The organism is Rhodovulum sp. BSW8 (genome assembly GCF_003314725.1).
Lineage (GTDB): Bacteria > Pseudomonadota > Alphaproteobacteria > Rhodobacterales > Rhodobacteraceae > Rhodovulum > Rhodovulum visakhapatnamense.
Genome location: NZ_QNVX01000004.1, coordinates 99,717 through 125,918, shown reverse-complemented (window position 1 = coordinate 125,918; position 26,202 = coordinate 99,717). Strand labels below are relative to the sequence as shown.

Here is a 26,202-nt window from a genome sequence, read left to right as displayed (position 1 = left end):
TCAGACCTCCATCCGGGCGGCGGCGCCGAGCCCGAAGCCCTGTTTCCGCGTCGACCGGACAGCGGCCGCGCGACAGTCGTAGCCAGCCCCATTGGCGATGACGGGGATGCAGCAGAGCCGTTCCATCACGCCTTCGCCTTCTCGTCGCCGGGCAGGATATAGTCGGCACCCTCCCAGGGCGACATGAAGTCGAACTGGCGGAATTCCTGCACCAGCTTGACGGGTTCGTAGACGACGCGTTTCTGCGCCTCGTCATAGCGGACCTCGGTATAGCCCGTGGTCGGGAAGTCCTTGCGCAGCGGATGGCCGCGGAAGCCGTAATCGGTCAGCAGGCGCCTGAGGTCGGGATGGCCCGAGAAGACGATGCCGAACATGTCGAACACCTCGCGCTCGAACCAGTTGGCCGAGGGGTGGACCGACACGATCGACGGGATCATTTCGTCCTCGCGCACCGCACAGCGAATGCGGATCCGCTGGTTCTGGTACATCGACAGGAAGTGATAGACCACGACGAAGCGGGCGTCCCGTTCGGGGCGGTCGACGGCGGTGATGTCGACCAGCGACGAGAACCGGCAGCCCGCATCCGAGCGCAGGAATTCGGTGAAGGCGACGATCGCGGCCGGGGCGGCGTCGATGTTCAGCTCGCCATGCGCGACCTCCCAGCCGATCACGCAATCGGGGCGCTTGGCCGCGATCAGGGCACCGAGTTCTTTCAGCGTCTCGTCCATGGCTTACCTCACGATGGTCCCGGTGCGGCGGATCTTGCGCTGCAACTGCAGGATGCCGTACAGCAGCGCCTCTGCCGTGGGCGGACAGCCCGGCACATAGATATCGACCGGCACCACGCGGTCGCAGCCGCGCACCACCGAATAGGAATAGTGGTAATAGCCGCCGCCATTGGCGCAGGACCCCATCGAGATCACATAGCGCGGCTCGGGCATCTGGTCGTAGACCTTGCGCAGCGCGGGCGCCATCTTGTTGGTCAGCGTGCCCGCGACGATCATCAGGTCCGACTGGCGCGGACTGGCGCGCGGCGCGGTGCCGAAGCGTTCCAGATCATAACGCGGCATCGAGACCTGCATCATCTCGACCGCGCAGCAGGCCAGCCCGAAGGTCATCCAGTGCAGGCTGCCGGTCCGCGCCCAGTTGATGATGTCGGCCGTCGAGGTCACCAGGAAGCCCCGGTCCTGAAGCTCGGCATTCAGCGCCTGGGTCGCCGTTTCGGGATCGCCCCCGGCGGTGTTGGGGCCAGTCATCACGCCCATTCGAGCGCCCCCTTCTTCCATTCATAGGCAAAGCCGATCGTCAGAACGGCCAGGAAAACCATCATCGACCAGAACCCGACAAGCCCGATGGTGCCGAAAGCGACGGCCCAGGGAAAGAGAAATGCAATCTCGAGGTCGAAGATGATGAACAGGATCGCCACCAGATAGAACCGCACGTCGAAGGTCATGCGCGCATCGTCGAAGGCGTTGAACCCGCATTCATAGGCCGACAGCTTCTCGGGGTCCGGGTGGCGGACCGCAACGATCACAGCCGACAGCATCAGGATCAAACCCAGGCCGATGGCCATGCCGAAGAATATCGCGATGGGAAGGTAGTTGCTCAGGAGCTGGTCCACCTCGGTCTCCCTGTCTTGCGTGCCGCGCGCGGGCCGGTGCCGTGCGCACTGGTTTTCCGACCATGACGTTAGTCGGCGCCGCGGCAGAGGGTCAACCGCCCCGCCCCGCGATCCGCGCCCTTCTGTTACAGTGCCGCAGCAGAAATGTATACAGTCGTGCGCATTGAAAATGCGACGATCCGGCTTTTGCCCTCAAAGCCATGTTAAAAGGTGTTTTCCGCCATGGTTTCGGCCGGTTTACGTTCCGAAACGCAAGTGGGTCACCGGTCGGACGGCAGCGCCCAGCCGGGTTTGCGGCGGTCGAAGAAGGCCGCGATTCCCTCAGCCGCTTCGGGGGTTTCCCAGGCCGCGACCAGCCGGGCGATGCTGGCCTCGATGACCGCGTCGTCGATCCGCGGCCCGAGGCTCAGCACCTGCGCCTTGGCCCGCGCGACCGCCTCCGGCGCGCAGGCCAGATAGGGCGCGATCTCGGCCTCGACCGCGTCGTCCAGACCGGCGGCGGGCACCGCGCGGGCCAGCAGGCCAAGCGCCACCGCCTCGGCCGCGTCGAAGCGCCGCCCCGACATGAACACCCGCCGCGCATGCGCCTCGCCCAGCCGCGCCACGACATAGGGGCCGATGGTGGCCGGAATCAGCCCAAGCCGGGTCTCGGTCAGCGCGAACCGGGCGGTCTCGACGCCCACGGCCACGTCGCAGACCGAAATCAGTCCGATGCCGCCGCCGAAGGCCTGCCCCTGCACCCGGCCGATCAGCGGCTTCGGCATCTCGTTCAGCGCGCGCAGCATCCCGGCCAGCTTGCGCGCCTCGGCGGCGCGGGTGGCGGCATCGGCCTGCATCTGCGCCGCCATCCAGCCCAGATCGCCGCCCGCGCAAAAGCTCTCGCCCGCCCCGGTCAGCACCACCGCGCGGACCGCCGGATCGGCGCCCAGAGCCTCGGCGGCGCCAGTCAGCGCCGCGATCAGGTCCGAGGACAGAGCATTATGCTTGTCCTCGCGCCGCAGCGTGACCCGCGCGACGCCGCGTCCGTCGATCCCGATCTCAAGCCCGTCCTGCATCCTGCCCCTCCCGTTGGCGGTTTCGGGCCAAAGCCTAGCCGCGACCCCGGCCCGGGGACAAGCCGGCCCGCCGAAGCGGCCTTGCAACGCCGCGCGGCCTCGGGCAGCTAGAGGCATGGCCAAACCCAGCACCGTCTTCACCTGCACCGCCTGCGGCGCGACCCAGACCAAATGGTCGGGGCGCTGCGAGGCCTGTGGCGCCTGGAACACCATCGTCGAGGACGTGCCGCTGAGCGCGGGCCCGGCGAAGAAGTCGTTGGGCCCCGCGCGCGGGCGGCGACTGGCGCTCAGCGATCTGGCGACGTCGGAACCCGAGCCGCCCCGCGCGGCCTCGGGCCTGGGCGAATTCGACCGGGTGCTGGGCGGCGGGCTGGTCCCGGCCTCGGCGATTCTGGTCGGCGGCGATCCGGGCATCGGCAAGTCGACACTGTTGCTGCAGGCCGCCGCCGCCTTCGCCAATCAGGGGCTCAAATGCCTTTACATCTCGGGCGAGGAGGCCAGCGCGCAGGTACGGATGCGGGCGCGGCGGCTGGGGCTGGCCGAGGCGCCGGTGAAGCTGGCCACCGAAACCGACCTGCGCGCGATCCTGACCACGCTCGAGGCCGAAAAGCCCGACCTGGCGATCATCGACTCGATCCAGACGCTCTGGGCCGACATGGTCGACAGCGCGCCGGGCTCGGTCGCGCAGGTGCGCGCCTCGGCGCATGAGCTGACCGTCTTCGCCAAGCGCCACGGCACCGCGGTGATGCTGGTCGGCCATGTCACCAAGGAAGGTCAGATCGCGGGCCCCCGTGTCGTCGAGCACATGGTCGACACGGTGCTTTATTTCGAGGGCGAGCGCGGGCATCAGTTCCGCATCCTGCGCAGCGTCAAGAACCGCTTCGGCCCGGCCGACGAGATCGGGGTGTTCGAGATGACCGGCGGCGGGCTTGCCGAGGTCGCGAACCCCTCGGCGCTGTTCCTGTCCGAACGCGGCACTCCTGCCCCGGGCGCCGCCGTCTTCGCGGGCATCGAGGGCACCCGGCCGGTGCTGACCGAGATCCAGGCGCTGGTCGCGCCCTCGCCGCTGGGCACGCCACGGCGAAGTGCTGTCGGGCTCGATGCCGGGCGGCTCTCGACGACGCTGGCGGTGCTTGAGGCGCGCTGCGGCATCCCCTTTGCGGGCTTCGATGTCTATCTGAACGTGGCGGGCGGGCTGAAGGTGACCGAGCCCGCCGCCGATCTGGCCGTCGCAGCCGCCTTGCTGTCGGCGCGCGAAGATGTCGCCCTGCCCCCCGACTGTGTCCTTTTCGGCGAAATTTCCCTCTCCGGGGCGCTGCGGCCCGTCGCCCAGACCGAAAACCGGTTGAAAGAGGCGCTGAAACTTGGTTTTTCCAGCGCGATCGCGCCCGAACGCAGCAAGCTCGGCGCACCCGGCGGCATGAAGGTCCGGCAAATGCCCGACCTGACCGCCTTTGTCGGGGAAATATTCGGCGCCGGCTAGCCCGAGGAGGGACCTGATCCATGGAGTCATTCACCGTCGTTGACGGCATCGTTGCCGCCGTGATCCTGGTCTCGGCCGTGCTTGCCTATTCGCGCGGAATGGTGCGCGAGGTCATGGCCATCGCCGGCTGGATCATCGCGGCAATCGTCGCCTTCACCTTCGCGCCGCAGGCCGAGCCGCTGGTGCGCGAGATCCCGTACCTGGGCGATTTCATCGGCAGCTCCTGCGAAATCGCGATCCTGGCCTCCTTCGCGGCGGTCTTCGCGGCGGCGCTGGTCGTGGTGTCGCTGTTCACGCCGCTTCTGTCCTCGATGATCCAGGGCTCGGTGCTGGGCGGCGTCGACCAGAGCCTCGGGTTTCTCTTCGGCGCGGTGCGCGGCGCGCTTCTGGTGGCGGTCGCCTTCTTCGTCTACGGCATGGTCATCACCGATCACAGCTTCCCGGCGGTTGAAAATTCGCGCTCGTCCGCAGTCTTCGCCTCGCTGACCGCCAAGATCGCCGAAACCAATCCCGATCAGGCGCTGGGCTGGCTGACGGTCCAGTACGAACAGCTGGTGGGCACCTGCGGCACAGCGCAATAACCCCACACCAACCGCCCCTTCGCTGCCCCGCGCACAGCCGAGTCGCGCGGGCGTGAACCTTTCTTAATGATCCTTTCGTGACACCGGACGCCGGAGGGACTAGAGAAGGGCCAACTTCCTTCAGACGGATTCGGAGCCCCGCTGCCCATGCGCCAGCCATCCTTCCGCACCATGCCCCCCGCGCATCCCTTCGACGACGACAAGCTCAAGGAGGAATGCGGGGTCTTCGGCGTGATCGGCCTGGCGGATGCCGCCAATTTCGTGGCCCTCGGCCTGCACGCCCTTCAGCATCGCGGCCAGGAGGCGGGCGGGATCGTCTCTTACGACCCGGTGACCGGGTTCCAGTCGGCGCGCCGCTTCGGCTATGTCCGCGACAACTTCACCAAGGCCAGCCTGATGGAGACCCTGCCCGGGTCGCTGGCCATCGGCCATGTCCGCTACTCGACCGCCGGATCGAAGGGCCAGACCGCGATCCGCGACGTCCAGCCCTTCTTCGGCGAGTTCGCCATGGGGGGCGCCGCCATTGCCCATAACGGCAACATCACCAATGCCGAGGCGCTGCGCCGCGAACTGATCCAGCACGGCTCGATCTTCCAGAGCTCGTCCGACAGCGAATGCATCATCCACCTGATGGCGCGCTCGTTCCAGAAGACCATCCCCGAACGCATGAAGGACGCGCTGCGCCGGGTCGAGGGTGCCTTCTCGGTCGTGGCGATGACCCGGACCAAGCTGATCGGCGTGCGCGACCCGCTGGGGGTGCGGCCGCTGGTGCTGGGCCGGATCGGCGATGGCTGGGTGCTGAGCTCGGAGACCTGCGCGCTCGACATCATCGGCGCCGAATTCGTGCGCGAGATCGAGCCGGGCGAAATGGTGCTGATCTCGCCCGAAAAGGGGGTCGAGAGCTTTCATCCGTTCGAACACCGCTCCTCGCGCTTCTGCATCTTCGAGCATGTCTATTTCTCGCGCCCCGACTCGATCCTCGGCGGCCGCTCGGTCTACGAGACCCGGCGCCAGATCGGGATCGAACTGGCCCGCGAGGCGCCGGTCGAGGCCGATCTCGTGTGCCCGGTGCCCGACAGCGGCACCCCCGCCGCCATCGGCTTCAGCCATGAAAGCGGCATCCCCTACGGGATGGGGATCATCCGCAACCAGTACATGGGCCGGACCTTCATCGAACCGACAGAACAGATCCGCAACATGGGCGTGCGGCTGAAACTGAACGTCAACCGCGCCCTGATCGCGGGCAAGCGGATCATTCTGGTCGATGACAGCGTCGTGCGCGGCACCACCAGCCGCAAGATCCGCGAGATGATCCTCGATGCGGGCGCGGCCGAGGTCCATTTCCGGATCGCGAGCCCGCCGACCGCCTGGCCCTGCTTCTACGGCGTCGACACGCCCCAGCGCGACAAGCTGCTGGCCAGCCACATGTCCGAGGACGAGATGCGCGACTATCTGGGCGTCGACAGCCTCAAGTTCATCTCGCTCGACGGGCTTTACCGCGCCGTGGGCGAGGTCGAAGGCCGCAACGACCGCTGCCCGCAATATTGCGACGCCTGCTTCTCGGGCGAATACCCGGTGGCGCCCAGCGACATGATCCAGAAGGGCTTCCAGACCAAGGCGGCCCAATAGGCCGACTGCGCCGGATTGTCGCCCGGCCGGTCCCGCCCGGGACCGAGATCTTGACGCCATCGCTCAGGTATTCCAAGGACCGTCCATGACAGACCAGAAACTCGCCCTTGTGACTGGCGCCTCGCGCGGATTCGGCGCGGCGGTTGCCGAAGAGCTGGCTCGCGCCGGCTATCATGTCGTCGCGGTCGGCCGCACTACCGGCGCGCTCGAGGAACTCGACGACCGGATCAAGGCTTTGGGCGGCAGCGCGACGCTGGCGCCCATGGACATTACCGAAACCGATGCCATGCGGACGCTGTGCCGGGGCATCTTCGACCGCTGGGGCCATGTCGACCTGTGGGTCCATGCCGCGATCCAGTCGCCGCCCTTCAGCCCGGCCGAACAGATCGACCTGCCGTTCTGGGCCAAGGCCGTCAAGGCCGATGTCGAGGCGCTGGGCGTGCTGGTGTCCTTCGTCGCGCCCCTGCTTCGGGTCGCGCCGGGCGGCGGCAGCGCCGTCCTGATCGACGATCTGGCCGAAGGCCCCTTCCTGGGCGCCTATGCCGCCTGCAAGGCCGCACAGCGCGCGCTGTTCGCGGCCTGGGAAACCGAGCAGGCGCGACTTCAGGACGTGCATGTCCGCCGCTTCGTGCCCGCGCCGATGGCCACCAATCACCGCAACCGGCTGTATCCCGGCGAAAACACCGAGACGCTGGCGCGCCCGGCCGACGAGGCGCGCCGTCTGGCCGCCGATCTCGGCCTGGCCTGAGGCCCGCCCGCCTGCGGGATCGGCCCCCGGGGCACGCGCGCGTTCTCCGGGGGTGACGGTCGCCGCCCCTCCCGCAAGGTTTCCGGTCCCGGGCCCCGGCATCGCCTTTACGCCTCGGGCCCGCTCCACTATGGAAGGGCCATAAGGCAAGGTTGAGCAGATGCGCATTCTCATTACGAATGACGACGGGATCAACGCCCCCGGGCTGGCGGTGCTCGAGGCCATCGCGGCCGAGGTCGCGGGCCCGACCGGCGAGGTCTGGGTGGTCGCGCCCGCCTTCGAGCAGTCGGGCGTCGGCCACATGATTTCCTATACCCGTCCGATGATGATCGCCGAGCTGGGGCCGCGCCGCTTCGCGGCCGAAGGCTCGCCCGCCGATTGCGTGCTGGCGGGGCTTTACGACGTGATGACAGAGGCCCGGCCCGATCTGGTGCTGTCGGGCGTCAATCGCGGCAACAACGCCGCCGAGAACGTGCTTTATTCGGGCACCATCGGCGGGGCGATGGAGGCCGCGCTTCAGGGCCTGCCCGCGATCGCGCTGTCACAATATCTGGGGCCGCTGAATTACGACGAGGATCTGCAATTCGCGGCTGCCGCCGCCCATGGTGCGGCAACGGTCAATGCGCTGCTGGACCGGGGGTCCTGGGACGGCGCCGATTACCGGCTGTTCTACAACGTGAATTTCCCGCCCGTCCCGGCCGATCAGGTCAAGGGGCTGAGGGTCGGGCCGCAGGGCTACCGCCGCGATGCCTCTTTCGGGGTCGAGCCGCATCTGTCGCCCTCGGGGCGCAGGTTCCTCTGGATCCGGGGCGGGGCGCAGAACCTGCCGACCGCGCCCGGGTCGGACGCGGCGCTGAACCTCGACGGCTATATCGCGGTGACGCCGTTGCGCGCCGATCTGACCGCCCATGACTGCATCGCCGACGTGAAGGCCCGACTGGAATGACCGGAGACGACGCGACGGCCGAACGCAAGATGCAGTTCCTGTTCGCGATCCGCTCCAGGGGCGTGACCGACAGGCGCGTACTGACCGCGATGGAAGAGATCGACCGGGGCCAGTTCGTCACCGGCCATTTCGCACGCCATGCCTATGACGACACGCCGCTGCCCATCGCCTGCGGCCAGACCATCAGCCAGCCCTCGGTGGTGGCGATCATGACCCAGGCGCTGAACCTGCAGCCACGCAACAAGGTGCTCGAGATCGGCACCGGCTCGGGCTATCAGGCCGCGGTGCTGTCTCGACTGTCGCGCCGGGTCTACACGCTGGAACGCCACCGCAGGCTTGCGGCCGAGGCGCAGAAGCGGTTCGAGGCGCTGGGGCTGACCAATGTCACGGCGATGGCGGCCGACGGATCGCGCGGTCTGCCCGATCAGGCGCCCTTCGACCGCATTCTTGTGACCGCCGCCGCCGAAGACCCGCCCGGCCCCCTATTGGCCCAGTTGCGGGTTGGCGGTATCATGATCGTGCCGGTCGGACAGTCGGACACGGTGCAGCGGCTGATCAAGGTCACCCGCGGCGAGACCGGGTTCGACTATGAAGAGCTTCGGCAGGTCCGGTTCGTGCCGCTTCTCGAGGGGCTCGGTCAGGACTGAGACGGAAGACGACTGCGGCCTGAGACGCCTGAGGCACGTGTTGGCGACTCCAGGAGCCGACGGACGCAAGACGAGAGACCCGAGGGTCCGGCAGAACGGGCCCCGTACGCAGTGAGGATCGAGCGATGGCCCACACCTCCCCCGACCGCCGGTTTCCGGCCCGGCTTCTGGCCCTTGGCCTCGGGATGACCCTGGTCGCCGGCTGCGAGAGCGGCTGGGACTACGATTTCCGCAATCTCGGCAACAACCCCGAGCCCCCGAGGGTCGAGGCCGCGCCCCGGCCCGAGCCGGATCAGCGCGGCGTGATTTCCTACCCGACCTATCAGGTCGCGGTGGCGCGGCGCGGCGATCGCCTTTCGGATGTGGCCGCGCGGGTCGGCCTGCCCGCCGCGGAACTCGCCTCCTATAACGGCATCTCCGCCGATGCGACGCTGAACAATGGCGAGGTGATCGCCCTGCCCCGCCGGGTCGCGGATGCGGGGGGTGTCGTCGCCGCGCCGCTGGGCAACGGCACGATCACGCCCGCGGGCGCGGCCCCGGGCCAGGTCGATATCGCGACGCTGGCCGGCAATGCGCTCGACCGCGCGGGCGGCACCGCCCCGGCCGCAGGTCGGCCCGCCGGGCAGGAGCCGATCCGGCACAAGGTGGTGCGCGGCGAGACCGCCTATTCCATCGCCCGGCTCTATAACGTGACACCCCGGTCGCTGGCGGACTGGAACGGGCTGGGCCCCGATCTGACGGTGCGCGAAGGGCAGTATCTGCTGATCCCGGTCGCAGCGCAGCAGGCCCGGCCCTCGGGTGCGGCGGCCGCAGGCACGGCTGTCGCTGCGGTGCCGATCACCACAGAACGTCCGGGCCAGGGCTCGGCGCTGGCGACACCGCCCTCGGCGGCAACCCCGCTGCCCAAGCCCGAACCCGCAGCCAAGCCCGCGGTTCCGGCCTCGCCCGAGATGGCCAAGGACCAGAGCACCGCTTCGGCCCGCTTCGCGATGCCGGTCTCGGGCAGCATCATCCGCGGCTATCAGAAGGGCAAGAACGACGGGATCGACATCTCGGCCAAGGCGGGAACGGCGGTCAAGGCAGTAGCCGACGGCACGGTCGCCGCGATCACCCGGGATACCGACCAGGTGCCGATCCTCGTCGTGCGCCATTCCGACAACATGCTGTCGGTCTATGCCAATATCGACGGGATCGCGGTTCAGAAGGGCGCAAAGGTCACGCGCGGCCAGACCGTGGCGCAGGTCCGTTCGGGCAACCCGGCCTTCCTTCATTTCGAACTGCGCAAGGGCTTCGAGAGCGTCGACCCGATGCCCTATCTGACGCCGTAAGAGCCCGCGAGGCGTCCCCGCAGGGGGCGCCCTCCGGGCAAAAAAATCTTCGCAGAAGATTTTTGGCCCGGCGCCTCCGGCGCCGGTGTCGGGTCTTCGACCCCAAAAAGAAAGCGGAAAGGCGCGGTCAGATCCGGATGCCGCGCCGCGCCGCAAGGTCGGTGAAATATTGCCAGGCAACCCGGCCCGACCGCGCGCCGCGCGTCGCCTGCCATTCGATCGCCTCCGCGCGCAGCGTTTCGGGCTCGATCTCGATGCCATGGGCCGCGCAATAGGCCCGGATCATCCCCAGATACTCGTCCTGGCTGCAGGGGTGGAACCCGAGCCAGAGCCCGAACCGGTCCGAAAGCGACACCTTCTCTTCCGTCGCCTCCGACGGGCTGATCGCGGTCGAACGTTCGTTCTCGATCATGTCCCGTGGCATCAGATGACGCCGGTTCGACGTGGCGTAGAACACCACATTGGCCGGGCGCCCCTCGATCCCGCCGTCGAGCACCGCCTTCAGCGACTTGTAATGCTGGTCGTCATGGCTGAAGGACAGGTCGTCGCAGAACAGCACGAAACGTTCGGACGCCCCGCGCAACAGCGTCAGAAGCCGCCCCACCGAGGGCAGGTCCTCGCGCTGGACCTCGACCAGCTTCAGCGGATGCCCCTCGGCCGCGACCGCGGCATGGACCGCCTTGACGAGGCTCGACTTCCCCATCCCCCGCGCGCCCCAGAGAAGCGCATTGTTGGCGGGCAGGCCGCGGGCGAAATGCCGGGTATTCTCAAGCAACGTGTCGCGCGACCGGTCGATCCCCTGCAAGAGCGTCAGATCCACCCGGTTGACCTCTGGTACCGGCATCAGCCGGTCGGGCGAGACCTGCCACAGAAACGCCTCGGCGGCCGCGAAATCGGGCACCGCAGCCGGGGCGGGATAGCGCCGCTCCAGCGCCTCGGCGATCCGCTGCAGGCTCCGCGCGGCATCGGCCCCGAGCGCGCCGGTCACGCCCGGCCCTCGCTGTCCTGTCCCACAGCTCCGTCCTCTTCCTCGTCATCGTCGAACCAGAGGCCCTGGGCCCGCAGCTCCTTTTCGCGGACCTTCTCGCCGCGTCGCACCAAGAGGATCGAGATCTCGTAAAGCCCGTAGACCACCGTGAAGAGGATCACCTGGGTGATCACGTCGGGCGGCGTCACGATGGCGGCCAGCACCAGAATGCCCACCACCGCGTATTTGCGCACCGACGAAAGCCCCGCAGCCGAGACCAGTTCGGCCTTGCCCATCAGGGTCAGCAGCACCGGCAGCTGGAAACAAAGCCCGAAGGCCAGGATGAACTTGATCGTCAGCGAGAGATACTCCTGCACCGATCCGTGGAAGGTGATGCCCGCGGTTTCCGACGCGCCCCCGCCCTCGGCCCCGAGCGTGCCGACCTGCTGGAAGCCCAGGAAGAAATCGAAGGCCAGCGGCGTGATGATGAAATAGGCAAAGGCCCCGCCCAAGATGAACATGAAGGGCGAGGCCAGCAGGAAGGGCAGGAAAGCCCGTTTCTCGGACCGGTAAAGCCCCGGCGCGACAAACCGCCAAAGCTGGAAGGCAATGAACGGAAAGGCCAGCGCGAAGCCGCCCACCAGCGAGATCTGGATCGCGACGAAGAAGCCTTCCTGCAGCTTGATCAGATACAGCCCGCATTCCTGCCCGCGCTCGGCCAGTGCCGAACAGATCGGGTGGGTCAGGACGTTGAAGATCGGGTTCCAGACCGTGAAGCAGGCCACCATCGCCGCGACGAAGGCCGCCAGCGCATAGATCAGCCGGGTGCGAAGCTCGGCCAGATGCTCGATCAGCGGCGCCGAGGTGTCGTCGATGTCATCGCTGCTCATGCGTCGCTCGTCTTGTCGGGGGTCGGCGAGGGCGTGCCGTCAGACGCCGGGGCGTCGGCGGCGCGGTTGGCCGCGCCCTTCTCGGCCATCGCCTTGCGGATCTTCTCGGCCTGGGCGGCGCGCTCTTCGGTCATCTGCGCGGTCGCCTCACCGGCCTTGGTCTCACCGGCCTTGGTCTCACCGGCCTTGGGCAGCTTCGGGTCCCATTTCTCGAACCGGTCGGCCGCCTCGTTCAGGCGGTCGAGCCCCAGCTTGCGCGGATTGGTGATGTCCTTGAGATCGTTGACCGTATCCTTGACGCCCGCCTGATCGGCCGCGTCATCCATCGCGCGCTGAAATTCGCGCGCCATGTTGCGGGCCTTGGCGGTAAACCGGCCCAGCGTGCGGAACATCGCGGGCAGGTCCTTCGGCCCCACGACGATCAGGGCCACGATGCCGATCAGCAGCAGTTCGGTCCAGCCGATATCGAACATGGGGTCAGGCTCGCGACAGGCGGATTACGCCTTGTCCCTTTCGGTCTCGGGGGTAACGTCACGGGCGGAATCGAGGCTTTTCTGGGCCTCTTCGGTCTCTTCCTTGACGCCCTTCTTGAAGGCGGTGATGCCCTTGCCGACCTCGCCCATCAGCGACGAGATCTTGCCGCGCCCGAACAGCACCAGCACGACGACAGCGATCAGCAGCAGGCCGGGAAGGCCGATATTATTCAGCATGGTCTTCTCCCTCGGGGCGCACCGCCCCTCCAGCGACACAGGTGTCACACATCTATTGAGTCTTGCCGCCGGTTCAAAGACCCATTCGCCCGGCTGAGCGCGATTATTTGCCCCCGCCGTCTCAGATGCCAGAGGGGCCTGCGCGCGTCGGCCCCCCTTGCGGGCGAGTGGGGAATCCTTCCACTCTCGCGGGCGTGGCAGAGGGGTCCACGGCAAGCGGATGGAGACGACCGGATGCACAGCGAAGACGTGAACGGCAAGGTGCTGGAACACTGGAACAGCGACGACCTGCAGGCGGCAATGGCCGCGGGCGAGGTCGTGACGATCGATGTGAGAACGCCGCAGGAATACATGTTCGAACATATCAAGGGCGCCCTGCTTTTGCCGCTGTCGGGCTTCGATCCGGCCTTCCTGCCCGAGGGCGGCGACAAGCGGCTGGTGTTCCATTGCGGCTCGGGCGTGCGCTCGCGCAAGGTGGCCGAGGCCTGGCTGGCCGCAGGGCATGACCGGGTCGCGCATCTGGAAGGCGGATTCGCCGCCTGGAAGGCCGCGCTCAAACCCTATGTCGGCACCGACATGGCCACGGGTGCGCCGGTACCGGTGAATGTGAAGGCCGGCTGAGCCGGGCCGCGGAACCCGACACCCGAGGACCGGGGCCGGCCGGCATCAGGCGGCCCGGCCCCCGCCCTCTCGGGGAAAGACGAAACAGCGGTCGCGGCGGATCGTCAGCCACATCGGTGTGCCGGGCTGCGGCAAAAAGACGGCCGGGACCGTGGCGCGCAGCGCCGAGCCGTCATGGTCCATGCGGAACTCGACCAGGCTTTCCGAGCCCATGAAACGGGCGCGTTCGACGCAGGCGCGCGCCGCGACGCCCTCTTCGGCGGTGGGATTCGGCCCGCGCCCGTTGCGGTCGAAGTCGATCCGCAGATGCTGCGGCCGGATGATGATGTCGACCTCGGCGCCATCGGCCATGCCCGGCGTCAGGAACTTGCCGAAGGGCGTTTCGGTCAGAAGGTTGTGCACACGCCCCCGGATCACGTTGATGTCGCTGAAGAAGGCGGCCGCCGCCCGGTCGACGGGCGCGTTATAGATATTGTAGGGCGCGCCCTGCTGGACGATCCGCCCGCCGCGCATCAGCGCGATTTCATCAGCCATCCGCATCGCCTCGTCGGGCTCGTGGGTGACCAGCAACACTGCCGCGCCCTCGTCCTTCAGCACCTGCAGGGTCTGGTCGCGAATCTCGTCGCGCAGCCGGTTGTCGAGCCCCGAAAAGGGTTCGTCCATCAGCATGATCTTGGGCCGGGGTGCCAGCGCGCGGGCCAGCGCCACGCGCTGCTGTTCGCCGCCCGACAATTCGTGCGGATAGGCGTCGATGAACCGGCCAAGCGCGACCCGGTCCAGCAGATCCTCGACCCGCGCCCGCCGCGCGGCCTTGGGTCCGGTCAGCCCGAAGGCCACGTTCTCGGCCACGCTGAGATGCGGAAAGAGGGCGAAGTCCTGAAACATCAGCCCGACCGAGCGGCGCTCGGGCGGCAGGCGAAAGACGGTGTCGCAGACCAGTTGCCCGTCGATCCGGATCTCGCCCGCGTCCTGCCGGTCGACGCCCGCGATGATCCGAAGCGTCGTCGACTTGCCGCAGCCCGACGGCCCGAGCAGGCAGGTCACCTGCCCCGGCAGCACGGTCAGACTGACATCGTCGACGACCTTGCGGCCGCCGAAGACGCGATGGATGCGGCGGATATCGAGCCTCGGGATAATATCTGTCGGGTCCGGGTCCGGGGTCGGACGGGCGGTCTGCAGCGTCACAGGGGCCTCGCGCTATTTCCGATGGAAACTATCGGATTTGCCCCTGCGCTGGCAATGCCCGGATTGATCACAGGGGCGCGCGCAGGCCGGATCGCTGTCGGCGAAGGTGTCGGAGGACCGAATTGCGCCGCGCGCTCAGCCGCGGCAGTAGGGTTGCGACCGGGTCCAGGCGGCGATTTCCTCGCGCTTGGACGAAACCGTCATCGGCCCCCAATCGGCGGCGACGCCCCGGCCGGAGGCCGCGACCACGCCATCGCGGGCGACCGCGCTGGCCGCGATCCGCACGGCACAGCGCAGATTGGCCTCGCCATCGGTCAGGGCGGATCCGCTGGTCGCGGCGCAGCCATGATAGCGCGCGGTCGCGGGCGAGATCTGCAAGAGGCCGAACCAGCGTCCGCCGCCGCCCACCGCCGCCTCGTTCCAGGTGCTTTCATGCTTGGCCAGCGCCGAGAAGAGCCCCGCCCAGAAGGCGCGGCGCTGCGCCGGACGCGCCTTTTCATAGGCCGGGCACCAGGCGTCGATATCGGCAGGAACGGTTTCGGTGAGCCCGCTGCCATAAAGCGTCAGCGCGTCGAGGCTTGCCCGTGTCCAGTCCGTCGCTTCCGGCATGTGGTCCCACCGCATCGAGGGGAGACTACGCCCCCGGTCCGCGATATCGGACTGGTCACAGGCGGCGGTCAGCGCGAAAAGGCACACAAGCAGGAACAGACGCATCGGAACTCCGGAGGATACGCCGGTCCTTCAGTCCGGCGTATCCTTATCCTCGGGATCGCCCTGCGGGGCAACGAAGGGAGCAAAATCTGCGCGGATGCCCGCCGAAACAGTGGCGAGATCCCGCCGCCGGAGCCATTTGCCCCGGCTCTCCAGCTCTCGTGCGATCTCGTCGATGAAGCCCTCAAGATCCTGCAGGGACCGCGCGGTGATGATCCCGCCACTACGCATGACCGGGCGTCCGGTCCATCTGGCACCGGCATTTTCAAGATCGGTCCGGATCGCGGGATGCGAGGTCACCGCGACGCCCGAAATGGCCCCCACCTCGACCAGCAGCCAGGGCGCATGGCAGATCGCGGCGACCATCCGGCCACCGGACAGGAACTGGCTCACCAGCCGCACCGCCGCGAAAGTCGTCCGCAGCGCCCCGGAATTGAGCTGACCGCCGGGCAGGACGAGGCCGTCATACTCGTCGGCGTCGACATGGGTCAGCGGCATCGTTGCCTCGATTTCGGCAAACCAGTTGCCGTCTCTCCAGCTGGTGATGCTGGCCCCTCCGGGGGTCGCAATATCGACCCGCGCGCCCATGTCGCGCAAGCCGGTCACCGCCGCTTCCAGTTCCTCGTGCTCGACCCCGTCGGTGGCGAGGACGAGCACTCCGGCCGATTTCATTGTATCCTCCTGTCGGTTAAAGAGGTCCGGTCGGCGGCAAGCGCGACACCCGGTGGCCAAAACGACCAATGCGCAAGTCTAGCACGTAGGTTAACGTAGCGTAACCCGCATTACGGACCAGAGCCTATCACTTAAAATCGTCCGCCTGCCGCGGCCGGGCGGCCGGATCATCCCCTTGCCCGCGCCCGCCCCCTGCCCTAAACATGCGCCCTGCCGCAGATGAGGATGCCGCCATGCTTGACCTGACCTTCGAGCCCCCCAAACCCAAGGTGATTTCCGGCGCCAAGGCCGAATGGGAACTGGTGATCGGCCTTGAGGTCCATGCTCAGGTGGCCTCGAACTCCAAGCTCTTTTCGGGCGCCTCGACCGGCTTCGGTGCCGAGCCCAATTCGCATGTCGCCTTCGTCGACGCGGCGATGCCGGGCATGCTGCCCGTGATCAACGAATTCTGCGTGGCGCAGGCGGTGCGCACGGGGCTTGGCCTGAAGGCCGAGATCAACCTGATGTCCGCCTTCGACCGCAAGAACTACTTCTATCCCGACCTGCCGCAGGGCTATCAGATCAGCCAGCTTTACCACCCCATCGTGGGCGAGGGCGAGGTGATCGTCGACATGGGCCCCGGCGTCGCCCGCCGGGTCCGGATCGAGCGCATCCACCTCGAACAGGACGCGGGCAAGTCGATCCATGACATGGACCCGAACATGTCCTTCGTCGACCTGAACCGCACCGGCGTGGCGCTGATGGAAATCGTCTCGCGCCCCGACCTGCGCGGCCCCGAGGAGGCGGCGGCCTATGTCGGCAAGCTGCGCCAGATCCTGCGCTATCTGGGCACCTGCGACGGCAACATGCAGAACGGCAACCTGCGGGCCGATGTGAACGTGTCGATCTGCCGGCCCGGCGCCTACGAGACATTCCGCGAGACCGGCGATCATTCGGTTCTGGGCACGCGCTGCGAGATCAAGAACATGAACTCGATGCGCTTCATCCAGGCCGCGATCGAGTACGAGGCCCGGCGCCAGATCGCCATCGTCGAGGATGGCGGCACCGTCGATCAGGAAACCCGGCTTTACGATCCCGACAAGGGCGAGACGCGGTCGATGCGCTCGAAGGAAGAGGCGCATGACTACCGCTACTTCCCCTGCCCCGACCTGCTGCCGCTGGAAATCGAGCAGGCCTGGGTCGACGAGATCGCGGCCTCGCTGCCCGAGCTGCCCGACGAGAAGAAGGCGCGTTTCGTCACCGAATTCGGGCTGACCGAATACGATGCCAGCGTGCTGACCGCCGAGGTCGAATCCGCCGCCTATTTCGAGGCGGTGGCGCAGGGCCGCGACGGCAAGGCCGCCGCGAACTGGGTCATCAACGAGCTGTTCGGCCGCCTGAAGAAGGACGACCGCGACATCACCGACAGCCCGGTCAGCCCGGCCCAGCTGGGCGGCATCCTCGATCTGATCGCCGCGGGCGACATCTCGGGCAAGATCGCCAAGGACCTGTTCGAGATCGTCTATACCGAGGGCGGCGACCCGGCCGAGATCGTGGCCGCGCGCGGCATGAAGCAGGTCACCGATCTGGGCGCCATCGAGAAGGCCGTGGACGAGATCATTGCCGCGAACCCGGCCCAGGTCGAGAAGGCCAAGGCCAACCCGAAGCTTGCCGGCTGGTTCGTCGGTCAGGTGCTGAAGGCCACCGGGGGCAAGGCCAACCCGCAGGCCGTGAACGAGATCGTGGCCCGGAAACTGGGGTGATCCATGCCCGTCCTTTATGAGTACCGGGTCCTTCCGGCCCCCGAACGCGGCCGCCGCGTGCGGGGCGCCAAGGGCCCGGCCGAACGCTTTGCCCATGCCCTGGAACAGGCCATGAACGAGATGGCAGCCGAGGGCTGGGAATATGTCCGCGCCGAAAGCCTGCCCTCGGAGGAACGCCAGGGGCTTTTCAGCGGCAGCAGCCGGACGGTGCGCAACGTGCTGGTCTTCCGCCGCCCGCGCGACACGGGCGCGGGACAGGACGCAGAGGACGCAGCCTTCCGCCATGGCAGCCCCGAAGAGATCGCGACAGCCGCCGCCTCTATCCATGCCCTGCCCGACCGCACCTATCCGCCGCTCGGCGCCCCTTCGCGCGCGCCGGTGCCCCGGCCCGACCGGCCGCTTGGCGGCGCCCGGCCCTGGAACGACGAGGACTGAGCCCCTTGTGTCGGGAAAGACCGGGACGCCGCGTCTAGACGGCGATTTCCAGCGCCAGCGCGTGGATCTGCCCCATCAGATCGGGCCCGAGCGCCTTGTGGACCGCGCGTTCGCGGGCCACGCGCGACATCGGCGCGAAGGCGGGCGCCGCGATCTTCACGCGGAAATGGCTTTCGCCGCCCTCCTGATACCCGGCGTGATGGCGGTGGCGTTCGCTTTCGTCCAGAACTTCAAGCTGCGTCGGCTGGAACGCGCGTTCCAGGCTGTCACGGATTTGATCGGCTCGGCCCATTTTTCTCCATCGCCCCCTTCATTCTCATCTTCAAGTGACTAAACTCTCGGGTCCGAGTCGAAAAGGTGCTGCCATGACCAAGACCGATCCCTTCGGGTTCGACATTTCCGTATCGGCCGACAAGAAGCGGCGCACCCGGGGCCGCCGGGGCATGTCGGGCGCCTTCGAGACCTCGCGGCGCAAGTGCGAACATCCCGGCTGCGAGCTGGACGGCCAGTACCGCGCGCCGAAATCGCCCGACCAGCTCGACGAGTATTTCTGGTTCTGCAAGGACCATGTGCGCGAGTACAACCTCAAGTGGAACTTCTTCAACGGCGCCACCGAAGAGGAATACGAGGCCCAGATCGACAAGGACCGGGTGTGGGAGCGCGAGACCCAGCCCTTCGGCAATCGCGACGAACAGCGCGCCTGGGCGCGGCTCGGGGTCGACGACCCGCATCAGGTGCTGGGCGAGAACGCGACCCGCAACCCGGGCAAGACCGGCACCACGACCCGGCGGCTGCCGCCGACCGAACGCAAGGCGCTGGAAATCCTCGAGGCGCAGGACAGCTGGACCAAGGCCGAGATCCGCAAGCAGTACAAGTCGCTGGTCAAGGATCTGCACCCCGACATGAACGGCGGCAACCGCGCCGACGAGGAACGCCTGCAAGAGGTCGTCTGGGCCTGGGACCAGATCAAGGACAGCCGCAGCTTCCGCTAGGCCGGCGCGAAGGTCAGGCTGACGCCGTTGATGCAGTGCCGCTTGCCGGTGGGCGGCGGCCCGTCATCGAAGACATGCCCCAGATGGCTGCCGCAGCGGCGGCAATGGACCTCGGTCCGGACCATGAAGAAGCTGCGGTCCGGCCGGGTTCGGACCGCGTCGGGCAAGGCCCGGGTGAAGCTCGGCCAGCCCGTGCCGCTGTCGAACTTGTCCTTCGACGCATAAAGCGGCAGATCGCAGCCCTTGCAGCGGAAGACCCCGTCGCGATGTTCGTCGTTCAGCGGGCTGGTGAAGGCGCGCTCGGTGCCCTCCTCGCGCATCACCCTGTATTCCAGCGGGCCGAGCCGCGCCCGCCACTCGGCCTCGCTGCGCATCACCTCGAAGTGGTCTTCCTCGGCGGCAGCGGCCGGGCGAACCAGGGCCGCCCCGGCGACGCCCATCAGAACCCGGCCCAGAAATCGGCGGCGAAACATCCTTCCCTCCCCTTGGTGTTCGTCCAACGTCCCCTGGCATAGCTGGCGCGGCCGCCGCGCCGGGCAAGCTCACGTCCGGTCACGATCGGCGGCCCGGCCCTGCCCCGATCCGACCTGCGGTCCGGGCGGCCATGGGGTCCTGCCCCTTGCACCCCCCCGAGATATGTTCCAAGACGGCGGGAGACGACGCCAATCCGACGGGGCCAGGATGACCAGTGCAGAGAAACCCACCGAAGAGATCTCGGTCCGCGAGGTCTTCGGCATCGACACCGACATGATCGTGAAGGGGTTCGAGACGCCGACCGACCGGGTGCCCGATCTCGACCCGACCTACAAGTTCGATCCCGATACCACGCTGGCGATCCTTGCGGGCTTTACCCATAACCGCCGGGTGATGATCCAGGGTTATCACGGCACCGGCAAGTCGACCCATATCGAGCAGGTCGCAGCCCGGCTGAACTGGCCCTGCGTACGGGTCAACCTCGACAGCCATATCAGCCGGATCGACCTGATCGGCAAGGATGCGATCAAGCTCAAGGACGGGGTCCAGGTCACCGAGTTCCAGGAGGGCATCCTGCCCTGGGCGCTGCGCAACCCCTGCGCCATCGTCTTCGACGAATACGATGCGGGCCGGGCCGATGTGATGTTCGTGATCCAGCGGGTGCTGGAGGTCGACGGCAAGCTGACGCTTCTGGACCAGAACCAGGTGATCACCCCCCACCCCTATTTCCGGCTGTTCGCGACGGCGAACACGGTCGGTCTGGGCGACACGACCGGGCTTTATCACGGCACCCAGCAGATCAACCAGGGCCAGATGGACCGCTGGTCGCTGGTCGCGACGCTGAACTACCTCAGCCACGACGCGGAAACCGCGATCGTCCTGGCCAAATGCCCGCACTACAACACCGACAAGGGCCGCAAGCAGATCAACCATATGGTGACCGTGGCCGAACTGACCCGGACCGCCTTCATGAATGGCGATCTCTCGACGGTGATGAGCCCGCGGACGGTGATCGCCTGGGCGCAGAACGCCGAGATCTTCCGCAGCGTGGGCTTTGCCTTCCGGGTGACCTTCCTGAACAAATGCGACGAGCTCGAACGCCAGACCGTGGCCGAGTTCTATCAACGCCTCTTCGACGAGGAACTGCCCGAAAGTGCTGCGAGCATGAGCCTGGGGTGAGGCCGACAGGCTGGACGACGGCGGACTATGCGCTGATTGCCAGTCTCCTGTCCCTCGCAGTTGCGATTGTGTCTTTGCTCTGGAATATCAGGGCGAAATTCCTGCACCCAACACCCAAGCTCTCGGTGCGACTGATCGTGAATTCCGGCCTCTGGCGCGAGATGGGTATAGACCACATCGCCGAGATGGCGGTGGTAAATCTCGGTCCAACGGATTGTGGGGTTCACTCTGTGGTCTTCACAGCATCGAGAAAGAGCGTCTTCAGTTCGAAGATGAGCTGATGGGACCACCGGTCCAAGAAGCTCCGACCCGTCGGGGGAAATCCACGATCCATCGACAAGGACCGGCCACGGCTCCTTAAGGCGGAGGAACTCTGCCTGGTCAAGATCCCCTGCCGGTGCGGGTTTCCCGAAGACCGAGACGTGAACGGTCTGGGCATGTATGATGCGTTCGACCGCAGGCACCTTGCGTCCCGCAGAGACTTCAAGCGGTTTCAAAGCGCGCGGGAAACCGATCATAAGCGGAGGACATCCCAAGTCGTTGCCTCAGCTTCATGAGATCAAATGGGATCGGCCCTTGACCCCACGATGCCACCAACCCGCGAACCTTGGGCGGCAGCAATCCGCACCGATCTCGACCTCGCCCTCGACGGCAGCGATCCGGGCTATCCGGTGGGCGGTACGCTGGAGGTGCATGTGGCGCAGCTTGCGGCGGCTGCTGTCGCGCTGTCCGATGTGGCGGCCTGAAGCGCGACCGTTTCGCATCGCTGCGGCGCTGGCCGCCTGTCTTGCCCTCGTTGGCCCTGCCCCGGCCCGGACAACCGACCCGGCCTTTCCCGCCCTCGACTGCGCCGCGCTCTGGGACGCCACCGCCGACTTCCGCGCCCTCTACGCGCTGGCCGAAGGGCCGCCCGACGAGGCCCGCGCCATGGCCCGCGCCTTCCGCGATGCCGCCGTCGCGCTGTCGGACGACCCGGAGGCCGAGGTCGATGCCCGTATCGCCAAGCTGCGCCCGATCTACCTTCTGCTGCTGAAACGATACATCCTTGGCGGGAATCGCCGCGCCCGCGACCAGTATGTCCGCCTGTCGGGGCTGTGCGACGATTTCGGCCGCGACGCCGCCTTGCCCGGCCATCAGGGTCCGGGCCGATAGCCACCTTACGCCTTTTAAAAATGGGGGTTCGGCCAGAAATATGACAGCGCATTTACATCACTCGTATATACATCTTGACGTAGCGTCCATCCGTCATACCATTGTCACATGGAACAGGGAGCCACACGCATAGCGGTAGCCGCGCTTTGTCTGGCGCTCGCCGCCAGCGCGGCGGCCGCGCGTCCGGCGACGCCCGGCACGCCCTGGAAACGGGCCGAACTTTTCGCCACCTGCTCGGGCCGCCTTTCGGCCATTACGGCGCGCCAGCAGGCGGTCGACGATCCGGCCTGGCCCCGCACCATGGACCAGCGCGACATGTTCAACCTCATGCTCGAGGCGACCCTGCCCGAGGCGATCCGCTTCGGCGTGCCCAAGGACGAGCCCGTGTTGTGGCGCTCGGCCGGCTGGACCGAGATGGCGGGCCTTCTGGCCGATATCGCCTACAGCTTCGACAGCGGCCGCGCCGACCGGGCGCGCGCGGCGCTGGCCGACCGGATGTCGGATTGCACCGGGTTGCTTCTGGGCGGCTGAGCCCGGACGACCGTCTTTCCCCGCGCGGCCACTGGCCAATTCCGGTCAACCTTTCTAGATTGACCTCCGCAAGCCACGCGGACCCTGCCCCATGACCAAACCCACCGACAATCCCGCCGATCCGTTCAAGAAGGCGCTGGCCGAGGCCACCAAGGTCATGGCCGACGACCCCGATCTTGGCATCAGCTATTCGGTGGACCCGCCCGGTCTGACCGATGACGCGGTGCGGCTGCCGCAGGTCTCGCGCCGGATGACCCGCGACGAGGTGCTGCTGGCGCGCGGCACGGCCGACGCCTTCGCGCTGCGCCACAAGTATCACGACAGTGCCACCCATTCGCGCTATCGCCCGTCGGGGCAGATGGCGCGCGATCTTTACGAGGCGATGGAGATGGCCCGCTGCGAGGCGGTGGGCGCGCGCGTCATGCCCGGCACCGCCAGCAATATCGACGCGATGATCGGCGCCGAGGCCGCGAAGAAGGGCTATGCCCAGGCCCGCGAGGCGAGCGAAGTGCCGCTGCCGGTCGCGGCGGCCTATATGGTGCGCCATCTGGCGACCGGGCGCCCGCTGCCCAAGGGCGCCGATCAGGCCATGGAGCTGTGGCGCGGGTTCATCGAGGAGCAGGCGGGCGCGGCGCTTGACGGGCTCGACCATGCGCTGGCCGATCAGGCGGCCTTTGCGCGGCTGGCCCGCAAGGTGATCGCCGATCTGGGCTATGCCGATCAGCTGGGCGACGACCCCGACGCCGATCAGAACGACGACGAGGACAGCTCGGCCGAGACCGAGGAGGACGCGCCCGAGGAATATGGCGAGGAGGAGAGCCAAGACAGCGACGAGGCCGATGCCAGCCCCGAACAGTCCCAGGACGACCTGCAGGACGCGGCCCAGGCCCATGTCAATCCCGACGACATCAGCGACATGGAGATGGGCGAGGAAACCGAGCTGCCCGAGGGCGAGGCGCCGCTGGAACCTCCGCCGCCCGCGCCCCATTCCGAGGCCGATCCCGAATACAAGGTCTTCACCGCCACCTTCGACGAAGAGATCGGCGCCCAGGATCTGGCCGAACCGGCCGAACTGGAACGGCTGCGCGCCTATCTGGATCAGCAGCTCGACCCGCTGAAGGGCGCGGTCGGACGGCTGGCCAACAAGCTGCAGCGGCGGCTGCAGGCCCAGCAGAACCGCAGCTGGGAATTCGACCGCGAGGAAGGCATTCTCGATGCCGGACGGCTGGCCCGCGTCGTGGCCAATCCGACGACGCCGCTCAGCTTCAAGGTCGAGAAGGATACCGAGTTCCGCGATACGGTGGTGACGCTGCTGCTGGACAATTCCGGTTCGATGCGCGGGCGGCCGATCTCGATTGCCGCGATCTGCGCCGATGTGCTGGCGCGCACGCTGGAACGCTGTCAGGTCAAGGTCGAGATCCTGGGCTTTACCACCCGCGCCTGGAAGGGCGGGCAATCGCGCGAGCAATGGCTGGCCGAGGGCCGCCCGCAATCTCCCGGGCGGCTGAACGATCTGCGCCACATCATCTACAAGAATGCCGACGCGCCCTGGCGGCGGGCGCGCGAGAATCTGGGCCTGATGATGAAAGAGGGCCTGCTGAAGGAAAATATCGACGGCGAGGCGCTGGAATGGGCGCACAGGCGGATGCTGGGGCGGCCCGAGGCGCGCAAGATCCTGATGGTGATCTCGGACGGGGCGCCGGTCGACGATTCGACCCTGTCGGTCAATGCCGCCAACTATCTGGAAAAGCACCTGCGCGACGTGATCGCCATGGTCGAGCGCCGCAAGGCCGTCGAGCTGATCGCCATTGGCATCGGCCATGACGTGACGCGCTATTATCAGCGTGCCGTGACCATCACCGATGTCGAACAGCTGGCAGGCGCGATGACCGAACAGCTGGCCGCGCTGTTCGACAAGGACCCCCGCGCCCGCGCGCGCATGTTCGGGATCAGGAAGGCAAGCTAGATGTTCCAGAGCTTCGACAGCACCACCCGTCCCGAGGACGGCCCGGTCCGGCTGGCCCGCCTGCGCGAGGAAATGGCCCGCGAGGGGCTGGCAGGCTTTCTGGTGCCCCGCGCCGATGCCCATCAGGGCGAATATGTGGCGCCCCATGACGACCGGCTGGCCTGGCTGACGGGCTTCACCGGCTCGGCCGGGATCGCCTGCATCCTGATGGACCGCGCGGGCGTCTTCATCGACGGGCGCTACCGGGTGCAGGTCAAGGCGCAGGTCGATCTGGCGCATTTCACCCCCGTGCCCTGGCCCGAGACGAAACCCGGCGACTGGCTGAAAGCGGCGCTGCCGCAGGGCGGCGCGGTCGGGATCGATCCCTGGCTGCATACGCCCAAGGATCTGGACGCGCTGACCGAGGCGCTGGAAGGCACCCAGGTCGCAATCCGGGAAACGCCCAATCTGGTCGACCGGATCTGGGCCGACCAGCCCGCCCCGCCGCAAGGCCCGATCACGCCCTACCCGGAAGAGCTGGCGGGCGAGAGCCATGCCGACAAGCGCGCCCGGATCGGGCGGCTGCTGGCCGAGGCCGGCCAAAGTGCGGCCGTGCTGACCCTGCCCGATTCCATCGCCTGGCTGCTGAATGTCCGGGGCGCGGACATTCCCCGCAACCCGGTGCCCCATGCCTTCGCGATCCTGCATGATGACGGCCGGGTGACGCTTTATGCAGATCCCTCCAAGGTGACCGACGCGCTGAAGGCCCATCTGGGCCCCGAGATCACGTTGCGCCCCGCAGCCGCCTTTGGGCCGGGTCTGCGCAGCCTTCCGGGCAAGGTCCGGGTCGATCCGGCCTCGGCGCCCCTGTGGGTGCTGCGCCAGCTCGAGGATGCGGGCAGTGAGGTCGCGCTGGCCGACGATCCCTGCATCCTGCCCAAGGCGCGCAAGACCGCAGCCGAGCTGGCAGGCGCGCGCGCGGCTCATGCCCGCGACGCCGTCGCGATGATCGAGTTTCTGGCGTGGATCGACGCCGAAGCGCCCGGGGGCGGGCTGACCGAGATCGATGTGGTGCGCGGGCTGGAAGAGTTCCGCGCCGCGACCGGCAAGCTTCGCGACATCAGCTTCGAGACCATCGCGGGCGCCGGGCCGAACGGCGCCATCGTGCATTACCGGGTGACCGAGACCACCAACCGCCGCGTTGCGCCGGGCGATCTGCTGCTGGTCGATTCGGGCGCGCAATATCTCGACGGGACCACCGACATCACCCGTACCCTGGCCATCGGCCCGGTGCCCGAAGACGCGAAGGCGCCCTTTACCCGGGTGCTGAAGGGCATGATCGCAATCTCGCGGGCGCGGTTCCCCAGGGGGCTCGCGGGCCGCGATCTCGATGCGCTGGCGCGCAATGCGCTGTGGCAGGCCGGGCAGGATTACGACCATGGCACCGGCCATGGCGTCGGCGCCTATCTGTGTGTGCATGAGGGGCCGCAGCGCATCGCCCGGATCTCGACCGTGCCGCTGGAGCCCGGGATGATCCTGTCGAACGAGCCCGGCTATTACCGCGAAGGCGCCTTCGGCATCCGGATCGAGAACCTGATCGCGGTCGAGGAGGCCCCGGCGCTGACGGGCGGCGACGACCGGCGCATGCTGTCCTTCGAGACGCTGACCTGGGTGCCCATCGACCGCCGCCTGATCGCGCCCGAGATGCTGGATGCGGGCGAGCGCGCCTGGCTCAACGCCTATCACGCCGAGGTCGCGCACCGGGCCGGGCCGGATCTCTCGGACCGGGCGCGGGCCTGGCTGGTCGGGGCGACGCTGCCGATCTGACCGGCGGCCCGACCGGCCCCGTCCGACCGGGCAAAGAGACCGCGCGCCCGGCCGGAACTGGACAAGACAAAGCCAAGCATGACAGAACGGCGGCGCGAAACCTGCCGCCGCAAGGCATCCGACAGGAACGA

At 67.6% G+C, this 26,202-nt stretch carries 31 protein-coding genes; 17 read left to right on the top strand and 14 right to left on the bottom strand.

Translation table 11 applies throughout. The features are described from left to right. The 5 genes from DSD19_RS22525 to DSD19_RS01865 form a co-directional block, all read right to left on the bottom strand. Positions 1 to 126 (bottom strand): hypothetical protein, encoded by a 126-nt coding sequence (locus tag DSD19_RS22525; RefSeq protein WP_256359720.1) that lies wholly within the window; start codon positions 124 to 126, stop codon positions 1 to 3. Continuing rightward, positions 126 to 728 carry an NADH-quinone oxidoreductase subunit C gene (locus tag DSD19_RS01880; RefSeq protein WP_075786510.1) on the bottom strand — a complete coding sequence of 201 codons (603 nt, stop codon included), beginning with the start codon at positions 726 to 728 and terminating at the stop codon, positions 126 to 128. The genes DSD19_RS22525 and DSD19_RS01880 overlap by 1 nt, the downstream gene beginning before the upstream one ends. Positions 729 to 731: 3 nt before the next feature. Next, positions 732 to 1,265, bottom strand: coding sequence for an NADH-quinone oxidoreductase subunit B family protein (locus tag DSD19_RS01875; protein ID WP_178390727.1), 534 nt, complete (start codon positions 1,263 to 1,265; stop codon positions 732 to 734). Then, the gene (locus DSD19_RS01870) at positions 1,256 to 1,573 is read right to left on the bottom strand and encodes an NADH-quinone oxidoreductase subunit A (RefSeq protein WP_237399721.1); all 318 of its coding nucleotides are present in this window, start codon (positions 1,571 to 1,573) and stop codon (positions 1,256 to 1,258) included. The genes DSD19_RS01875 and DSD19_RS01870 overlap by 10 nt, the downstream gene beginning before the upstream one ends. A 308-nt stretch (positions 1,574 to 1,881) precedes the next feature. Continuing rightward, entirely contained in the window at positions 1,882 to 2,676 is a 795-nt protein-coding gene (locus DSD19_RS01865) for a crotonase/enoyl-CoA hydratase family protein (protein ID WP_113668334.1), read from the bottom strand. 115 nt (positions 2,677 to 2,791) lie between these two features. On the opposite strand from DSD19_RS01865, the gene radA reads away from it, so the two are divergent. The 7 genes from radA to DSD19_RS01830 all read left to right on the top strand — a co-directional run bounded on the left by radA (position 2,792) and on the right by DSD19_RS01830 (position 10,038). Next, positions 2,792 to 4,159 (top strand): DNA repair protein RadA, encoded by a 1,368-nt coding sequence (gene radA, locus DSD19_RS01860; RefSeq protein WP_112315770.1) that lies wholly within the window; start codon positions 2,792 to 2,794, stop codon positions 4,157 to 4,159. A 20-nt stretch (positions 4,160 to 4,179) separates the two neighbouring features. Further along, entirely contained in the window at positions 4,180 to 4,740 is a 561-nt protein-coding gene (locus DSD19_RS01855) for a CvpA family protein (protein ID WP_075786514.1), read from the top strand. A 171-nt stretch (positions 4,741 to 4,911) separates the two neighbouring features. After that, on the top strand, positions 4,912 to 6,369 hold the full coding sequence (purF, locus tag DSD19_RS01850) for an amidophosphoribosyltransferase (RefSeq protein ID WP_075787633.1): 1,458 nt from the start codon (positions 4,912 to 4,914) through the stop codon (positions 6,367 to 6,369). A gap of 85 nt (positions 6,370 to 6,454) precedes the next feature. Next, complete coding sequence (locus DSD19_RS01845; RefSeq protein ID WP_113668333.1) at positions 6,455 to 7,117, top strand: SDR family oxidoreductase; 663 nt, start codon at positions 6,455 to 6,457, stop codon at positions 7,115 to 7,117. A gap of 160 nt (positions 7,118 to 7,277) precedes the next feature. After that, complete coding sequence (surE, locus tag DSD19_RS01840; protein ID WP_108027769.1) at positions 7,278 to 8,063, top strand: 5'/3'-nucleotidase SurE; 786 nt, start codon at positions 7,278 to 7,280, stop codon at positions 8,061 to 8,063. After that, positions 8,060 to 8,710: a protein-L-isoaspartate(D-aspartate) O-methyltransferase gene (locus DSD19_RS01835; RefSeq protein WP_075786517.1), complete on the top strand. Its 651-nt coding sequence runs from the start codon at positions 8,060 to 8,062 to the stop codon at positions 8,708 to 8,710. The genes surE and DSD19_RS01835 overlap by 4 nt, the downstream gene beginning before the upstream one ends. Positions 8,711 to 8,835: 125 nt before the next feature. Further along, the gene (locus DSD19_RS01830) at positions 8,836 to 10,038 is read left to right on the top strand and encodes a M23 family metallopeptidase (protein WP_113668332.1); all 1,203 of its coding nucleotides are present in this window, start codon (positions 8,836 to 8,838) and stop codon (positions 10,036 to 10,038) included. Between the two features lie 127 nt (positions 10,039 to 10,165). Here the strand turns inward: DSD19_RS01830 and DSD19_RS01825 are convergent, their stop codons facing one another. From DSD19_RS01825 to tatA, 4 genes are read right to left on the bottom strand one after another with little or no spacing between them, the layout of a single operon-like run. Continuing rightward, positions 10,166 to 11,026: an ATP-binding protein gene (locus DSD19_RS01825; RefSeq protein ID WP_243627621.1), complete on the bottom strand. Its 861-nt coding sequence runs from the start codon at positions 11,024 to 11,026 to the stop codon at positions 10,166 to 10,168. After that, entirely contained in the window at positions 11,023 to 11,895 is an 873-nt protein-coding gene (tatC, locus tag DSD19_RS01820; protein WP_075786520.1) for a twin-arginine translocase subunit TatC, read from the bottom strand. The genes DSD19_RS01825 and tatC overlap by 4 nt, the downstream gene beginning before the upstream one ends. Next, positions 11,892 to 12,368, bottom strand: a complete 477-nt coding sequence (tatB, locus tag DSD19_RS01815) for a Sec-independent protein translocase protein TatB (RefSeq protein WP_113668331.1) — start codon at positions 12,366 to 12,368, stop codon at positions 11,892 to 11,894. Before tatB ends, tatC begins: the two co-directional genes overlap by 4 nt. Positions 12,369 to 12,392: 24 nt before the next feature. After that, a complete protein-coding gene (tatA, locus tag DSD19_RS01810) occupies positions 12,393 to 12,605 on the bottom strand; it encodes a twin-arginine translocase TatA/TatE family subunit (protein ID WP_075786522.1) in 213 nt (70 codons plus the stop codon). Positions 12,606 to 12,839: 234 nt separating this feature from the next. On the opposite strand from tatA, the gene DSD19_RS01805 reads away from it, so the two are divergent. Further along, complete coding sequence (locus DSD19_RS01805; RefSeq protein ID WP_075786523.1) at positions 12,840 to 13,226, top strand: rhodanese-like domain-containing protein; 387 nt, start codon at positions 12,840 to 12,842, stop codon at positions 13,224 to 13,226. A 45-nt stretch (positions 13,227 to 13,271) separates the two neighbouring features. Here DSD19_RS01805 and DSD19_RS01800 read toward each other — a convergent pair whose 3' ends face one another. From DSD19_RS01800 to DSD19_RS01790, 3 genes are all read right to left on the bottom strand, one after another. Beyond that, complete coding sequence (locus tag DSD19_RS01800) at positions 13,272 to 14,411, bottom strand: ABC transporter ATP-binding protein (RefSeq protein WP_243627620.1); 1,140 nt, start codon at positions 14,409 to 14,411, stop codon at positions 13,272 to 13,274. Positions 14,412 to 14,546: 135 nt separating this feature from the next. Next, positions 14,547 to 15,020, bottom strand: coding sequence for a transglycosylase SLT domain-containing protein (locus DSD19_RS01795; RefSeq protein WP_371412517.1), 474 nt, complete (start codon positions 15,018 to 15,020; stop codon positions 14,547 to 14,549). A gap of 132 nt (positions 15,021 to 15,152) precedes the next feature. After that, positions 15,153 to 15,794 (bottom strand): DJ-1/PfpI family protein, encoded by a 642-nt coding sequence (locus DSD19_RS01790; protein WP_113668330.1) that lies wholly within the window; start codon positions 15,792 to 15,794, stop codon positions 15,153 to 15,155. 233 nt (positions 15,795 to 16,027) lie between these two features. On the opposite strand from DSD19_RS01790, the gene gatB reads away from it, so the two are divergent. Together gatB and DSD19_RS01780 are read left to right on the top strand one after the other, a co-directional pair. Next, positions 16,028 to 17,536: an Asp-tRNA(Asn)/Glu-tRNA(Gln) amidotransferase subunit GatB gene (gene gatB / locus DSD19_RS01785; RefSeq protein WP_075786526.1), complete on the top strand. Its 1,509-nt coding sequence runs from the start codon at positions 16,028 to 16,030 to the stop codon at positions 17,534 to 17,536. 3 nt (positions 17,537 to 17,539) lie between these two features. Continuing rightward, entirely contained in the window at positions 17,540 to 17,971 is a 432-nt protein-coding gene (locus tag DSD19_RS01780) for a DUF4177 domain-containing protein (RefSeq protein WP_113668329.1), read from the top strand. A gap of 34 nt (positions 17,972 to 18,005) precedes the next feature. On the opposite strand, the gene DSD19_RS01775 is transcribed toward DSD19_RS01780, so the two are convergent. Then, positions 18,006 to 18,263 carry a BolA family transcriptional regulator gene (locus tag DSD19_RS01775; RefSeq protein ID WP_113668328.1) on the bottom strand — a complete coding sequence of 86 codons (258 nt, stop codon included), beginning with the start codon at positions 18,261 to 18,263 and terminating at the stop codon, positions 18,006 to 18,008. 73 nt (positions 18,264 to 18,336) lie between these two features. Here DSD19_RS01775 and DSD19_RS01770 point away from each other — a divergent pair, with 73 nt between their 5' ends. Further along, positions 18,337 to 18,963, top strand: a complete 627-nt coding sequence (locus tag DSD19_RS01770) for a J domain-containing protein (RefSeq protein ID WP_075786529.1) — start codon at positions 18,337 to 18,339, stop codon at positions 18,961 to 18,963. On the opposite strand, the gene msrB is transcribed toward DSD19_RS01770, so the two are convergent. Then, the gene (gene msrB / locus DSD19_RS01765) at positions 18,960 to 19,436 is read right to left on the bottom strand and encodes a peptide-methionine (R)-S-oxide reductase MsrB (RefSeq protein WP_113668327.1); all 477 of its coding nucleotides are present in this window, start codon (positions 19,434 to 19,436) and stop codon (positions 18,960 to 18,962) included. The genes DSD19_RS01770 and msrB overlap by 4 nt on opposite strands. 208 nt (positions 19,437 to 19,644) lie before the next feature. Here msrB and cobS point away from each other — a divergent pair, with 208 nt between their 5' ends. From cobS to DSD19_RS01730, 6 genes are all read left to right on the top strand, one after another. After that, the gene (cobS, locus tag DSD19_RS01760) at positions 19,645 to 20,616 is read left to right on the top strand and encodes a cobaltochelatase subunit CobS (RefSeq protein ID WP_113668326.1); all 972 of its coding nucleotides are present in this window, start codon (positions 19,645 to 19,647) and stop codon (positions 20,614 to 20,616) included. 563 nt (positions 20,617 to 21,179) lie between these two features. Continuing rightward, complete coding sequence (locus DSD19_RS21580; RefSeq protein WP_113668324.1) at positions 21,180 to 21,362, top strand: hypothetical protein; 183 nt, start codon at positions 21,180 to 21,182, stop codon at positions 21,360 to 21,362. Beyond that, a complete protein-coding gene (locus DSD19_RS01745) occupies positions 21,310 to 21,768 on the top strand; it encodes a hypothetical protein (protein WP_207802404.1) in 459 nt (152 codons plus the stop codon). Before DSD19_RS21580 ends, DSD19_RS01745 begins: the two co-directional genes overlap by 53 nt. A gap of 108 nt (positions 21,769 to 21,876) precedes the next feature. After that, positions 21,877 to 22,299: a hypothetical protein gene (locus DSD19_RS01740; protein ID WP_113668322.1), complete on the top strand. Its 423-nt coding sequence runs from the start codon at positions 21,877 to 21,879 to the stop codon at positions 22,297 to 22,299. Between the two features lie 91 nt (positions 22,300 to 22,390). After that, positions 22,391 to 24,265, top strand: a complete 1,875-nt coding sequence (gene cobT, locus DSD19_RS01735; protein WP_113668321.1) for a cobaltochelatase subunit CobT — start codon at positions 22,391 to 22,393, stop codon at positions 24,263 to 24,265. Continuing rightward, positions 24,266 to 26,071, top strand: a complete 1,806-nt coding sequence (locus tag DSD19_RS01730) for an aminopeptidase P family protein (protein ID WP_113668320.1) — start codon at positions 24,266 to 24,268, stop codon at positions 26,069 to 26,071. It abuts the gene before it with no gap. Positions 26,072 to 26,202: the final 131 nt, after the last annotated feature.

Bases quoted from the DNA above. Each gene is read 5' to 3' on its own strand.
- DSD19_RS01830 (WP_113668332.1), top strand. From the start codon at position 8,836: ATGGCCCACACCTCCCCCGACCGCCGGTTTCCGGCCCGGCTTCTGGCC.
- DSD19_RS01770 (WP_075786529.1), top strand. From the start codon at position 18,337: ATGACCAAGACCGATCCCTTCGGGTTCGACATTTCCGTATCGGCCGAC.
- surE (WP_108027769.1), top strand. From the start codon at position 7,278: ATGCGCATTCTCATTACGAATGACGACGGGATCAACGCCCCCGGGCTG.
- cobS (WP_113668326.1), top strand. From the start codon at position 19,645: ATGACCAGTGCAGAGAAACCCACCGAAGAGATCTCGGTCCGCGAGGTC.
- DSD19_RS01790 (WP_113668330.1), bottom strand. From the start codon at position 15,794: ATGAAATCGGCCGGAGTGCTCGTCCTCGCCACCGACGGGGTCGAGCAC.
- DSD19_RS01855 (WP_075786514.1), top strand. From the start codon at position 4,180: ATGGAGTCATTCACCGTCGTTGACGGCATCGTTGCCGCCGTGATCCTG.
- DSD19_RS21580 (WP_113668324.1), top strand. From the start codon at position 21,180: ATGGGATCGGCCCTTGACCCCACGATGCCACCAACCCGCGAACCTTGG.
- DSD19_RS01740 (WP_113668322.1), top strand. From the start codon at position 21,877: ATGGAACAGGGAGCCACACGCATAGCGGTAGCCGCGCTTTGTCTGGCG.
- DSD19_RS01805 (WP_075786523.1), top strand. From the start codon at position 12,840: ATGCACAGCGAAGACGTGAACGGCAAGGTGCTGGAACACTGGAACAGC.
- gatB (WP_075786526.1), top strand. From the start codon at position 16,028: ATGCTTGACCTGACCTTCGAGCCCCCCAAACCCAAGGTGATTTCCGGC.
- DSD19_RS01875 (WP_178390727.1), bottom strand. From the start codon at position 1,265: ATGGGCGTGATGACTGGCCCCAACACCGCCGGGGGCGATCCCGAAACG.
- DSD19_RS01780 (WP_113668329.1), top strand. From the start codon at position 17,540: ATGCCCGTCCTTTATGAGTACCGGGTCCTTCCGGCCCCCGAACGCGGC.
- purF (WP_075787633.1), top strand. From the start codon at position 4,912: ATGCCCCCCGCGCATCCCTTCGACGACGACAAGCTCAAGGAGGAATGC.
- tatB (WP_113668331.1), bottom strand. From the start codon at position 12,368: ATGTTCGATATCGGCTGGACCGAACTGCTGCTGATCGGCATCGTGGCC.
- DSD19_RS01870 (WP_237399721.1), bottom strand. From the start codon at position 1,573: ATGGCCATCGGCCTGGGTTTGATCCTGATGCTGTCGGCTGTGATCGTT.
- tatC (WP_075786520.1), bottom strand. From the start codon at position 11,895: ATGAGCAGCGATGACATCGACGACACCTCGGCGCCGCTGATCGAGCAT.
- radA (WP_112315770.1), top strand. From the start codon at position 2,792: ATGGCCAAACCCAGCACCGTCTTCACCTGCACCGCCTGCGGCGCGACC.
- tatA (WP_075786522.1), bottom strand. From the start codon at position 12,605: ATGCTGAATAATATCGGCCTTCCCGGCCTGCTGCTGATCGCTGTCGTC.
- DSD19_RS01845 (WP_113668333.1), top strand. From the start codon at position 6,455: ATGACAGACCAGAAACTCGCCCTTGTGACTGGCGCCTCGCGCGGATTC.
- DSD19_RS01730 (WP_113668320.1), top strand. From the start codon at position 24,266: ATGTTCCAGAGCTTCGACAGCACCACCCGTCCCGAGGACGGCCCGGTC.
- DSD19_RS01745 (WP_207802404.1), top strand. From the start codon at position 21,310: ATGTGGCGCAGCTTGCGGCGGCTGCTGTCGCGCTGTCCGATGTGGCGG.
- DSD19_RS01880 (WP_075786510.1), bottom strand. From the start codon at position 728: ATGGACGAGACGCTGAAAGAACTCGGTGCCCTGATCGCGGCCAAGCGC.
- DSD19_RS01795 (WP_371412517.1), bottom strand. From the start codon at position 15,020: ATGCCGGAAGCGACGGACTGGACACGGGCAAGCCTCGACGCGCTGACG.
- cobT (WP_113668321.1), top strand. From the start codon at position 22,391: ATGACCAAACCCACCGACAATCCCGCCGATCCGTTCAAGAAGGCGCTG.
- msrB (WP_113668327.1), bottom strand. From the start codon at position 19,436: ATGTTTCGCCGCCGATTTCTGGGCCGGGTTCTGATGGGCGTCGCCGGG.
- DSD19_RS01835 (WP_075786517.1), top strand. From the start codon at position 8,060: ATGACCGGAGACGACGCGACGGCCGAACGCAAGATGCAGTTCCTGTTC.
- DSD19_RS01775 (WP_113668328.1), bottom strand. From the start codon at position 18,263: ATGGGCCGAGCCGATCAAATCCGTGACAGCCTGGAACGCGCGTTCCAG.
- DSD19_RS22525 (WP_256359720.1), bottom strand. From the start codon at position 126: ATGGAACGGCTCTGCTGCATCCCCGTCATCGCCAATGGGGCTGGCTAC.
- DSD19_RS01865 (WP_113668334.1), bottom strand. From the start codon at position 2,676: ATGCAGGACGGGCTTGAGATCGGGATCGACGGACGCGGCGTCGCGCGG.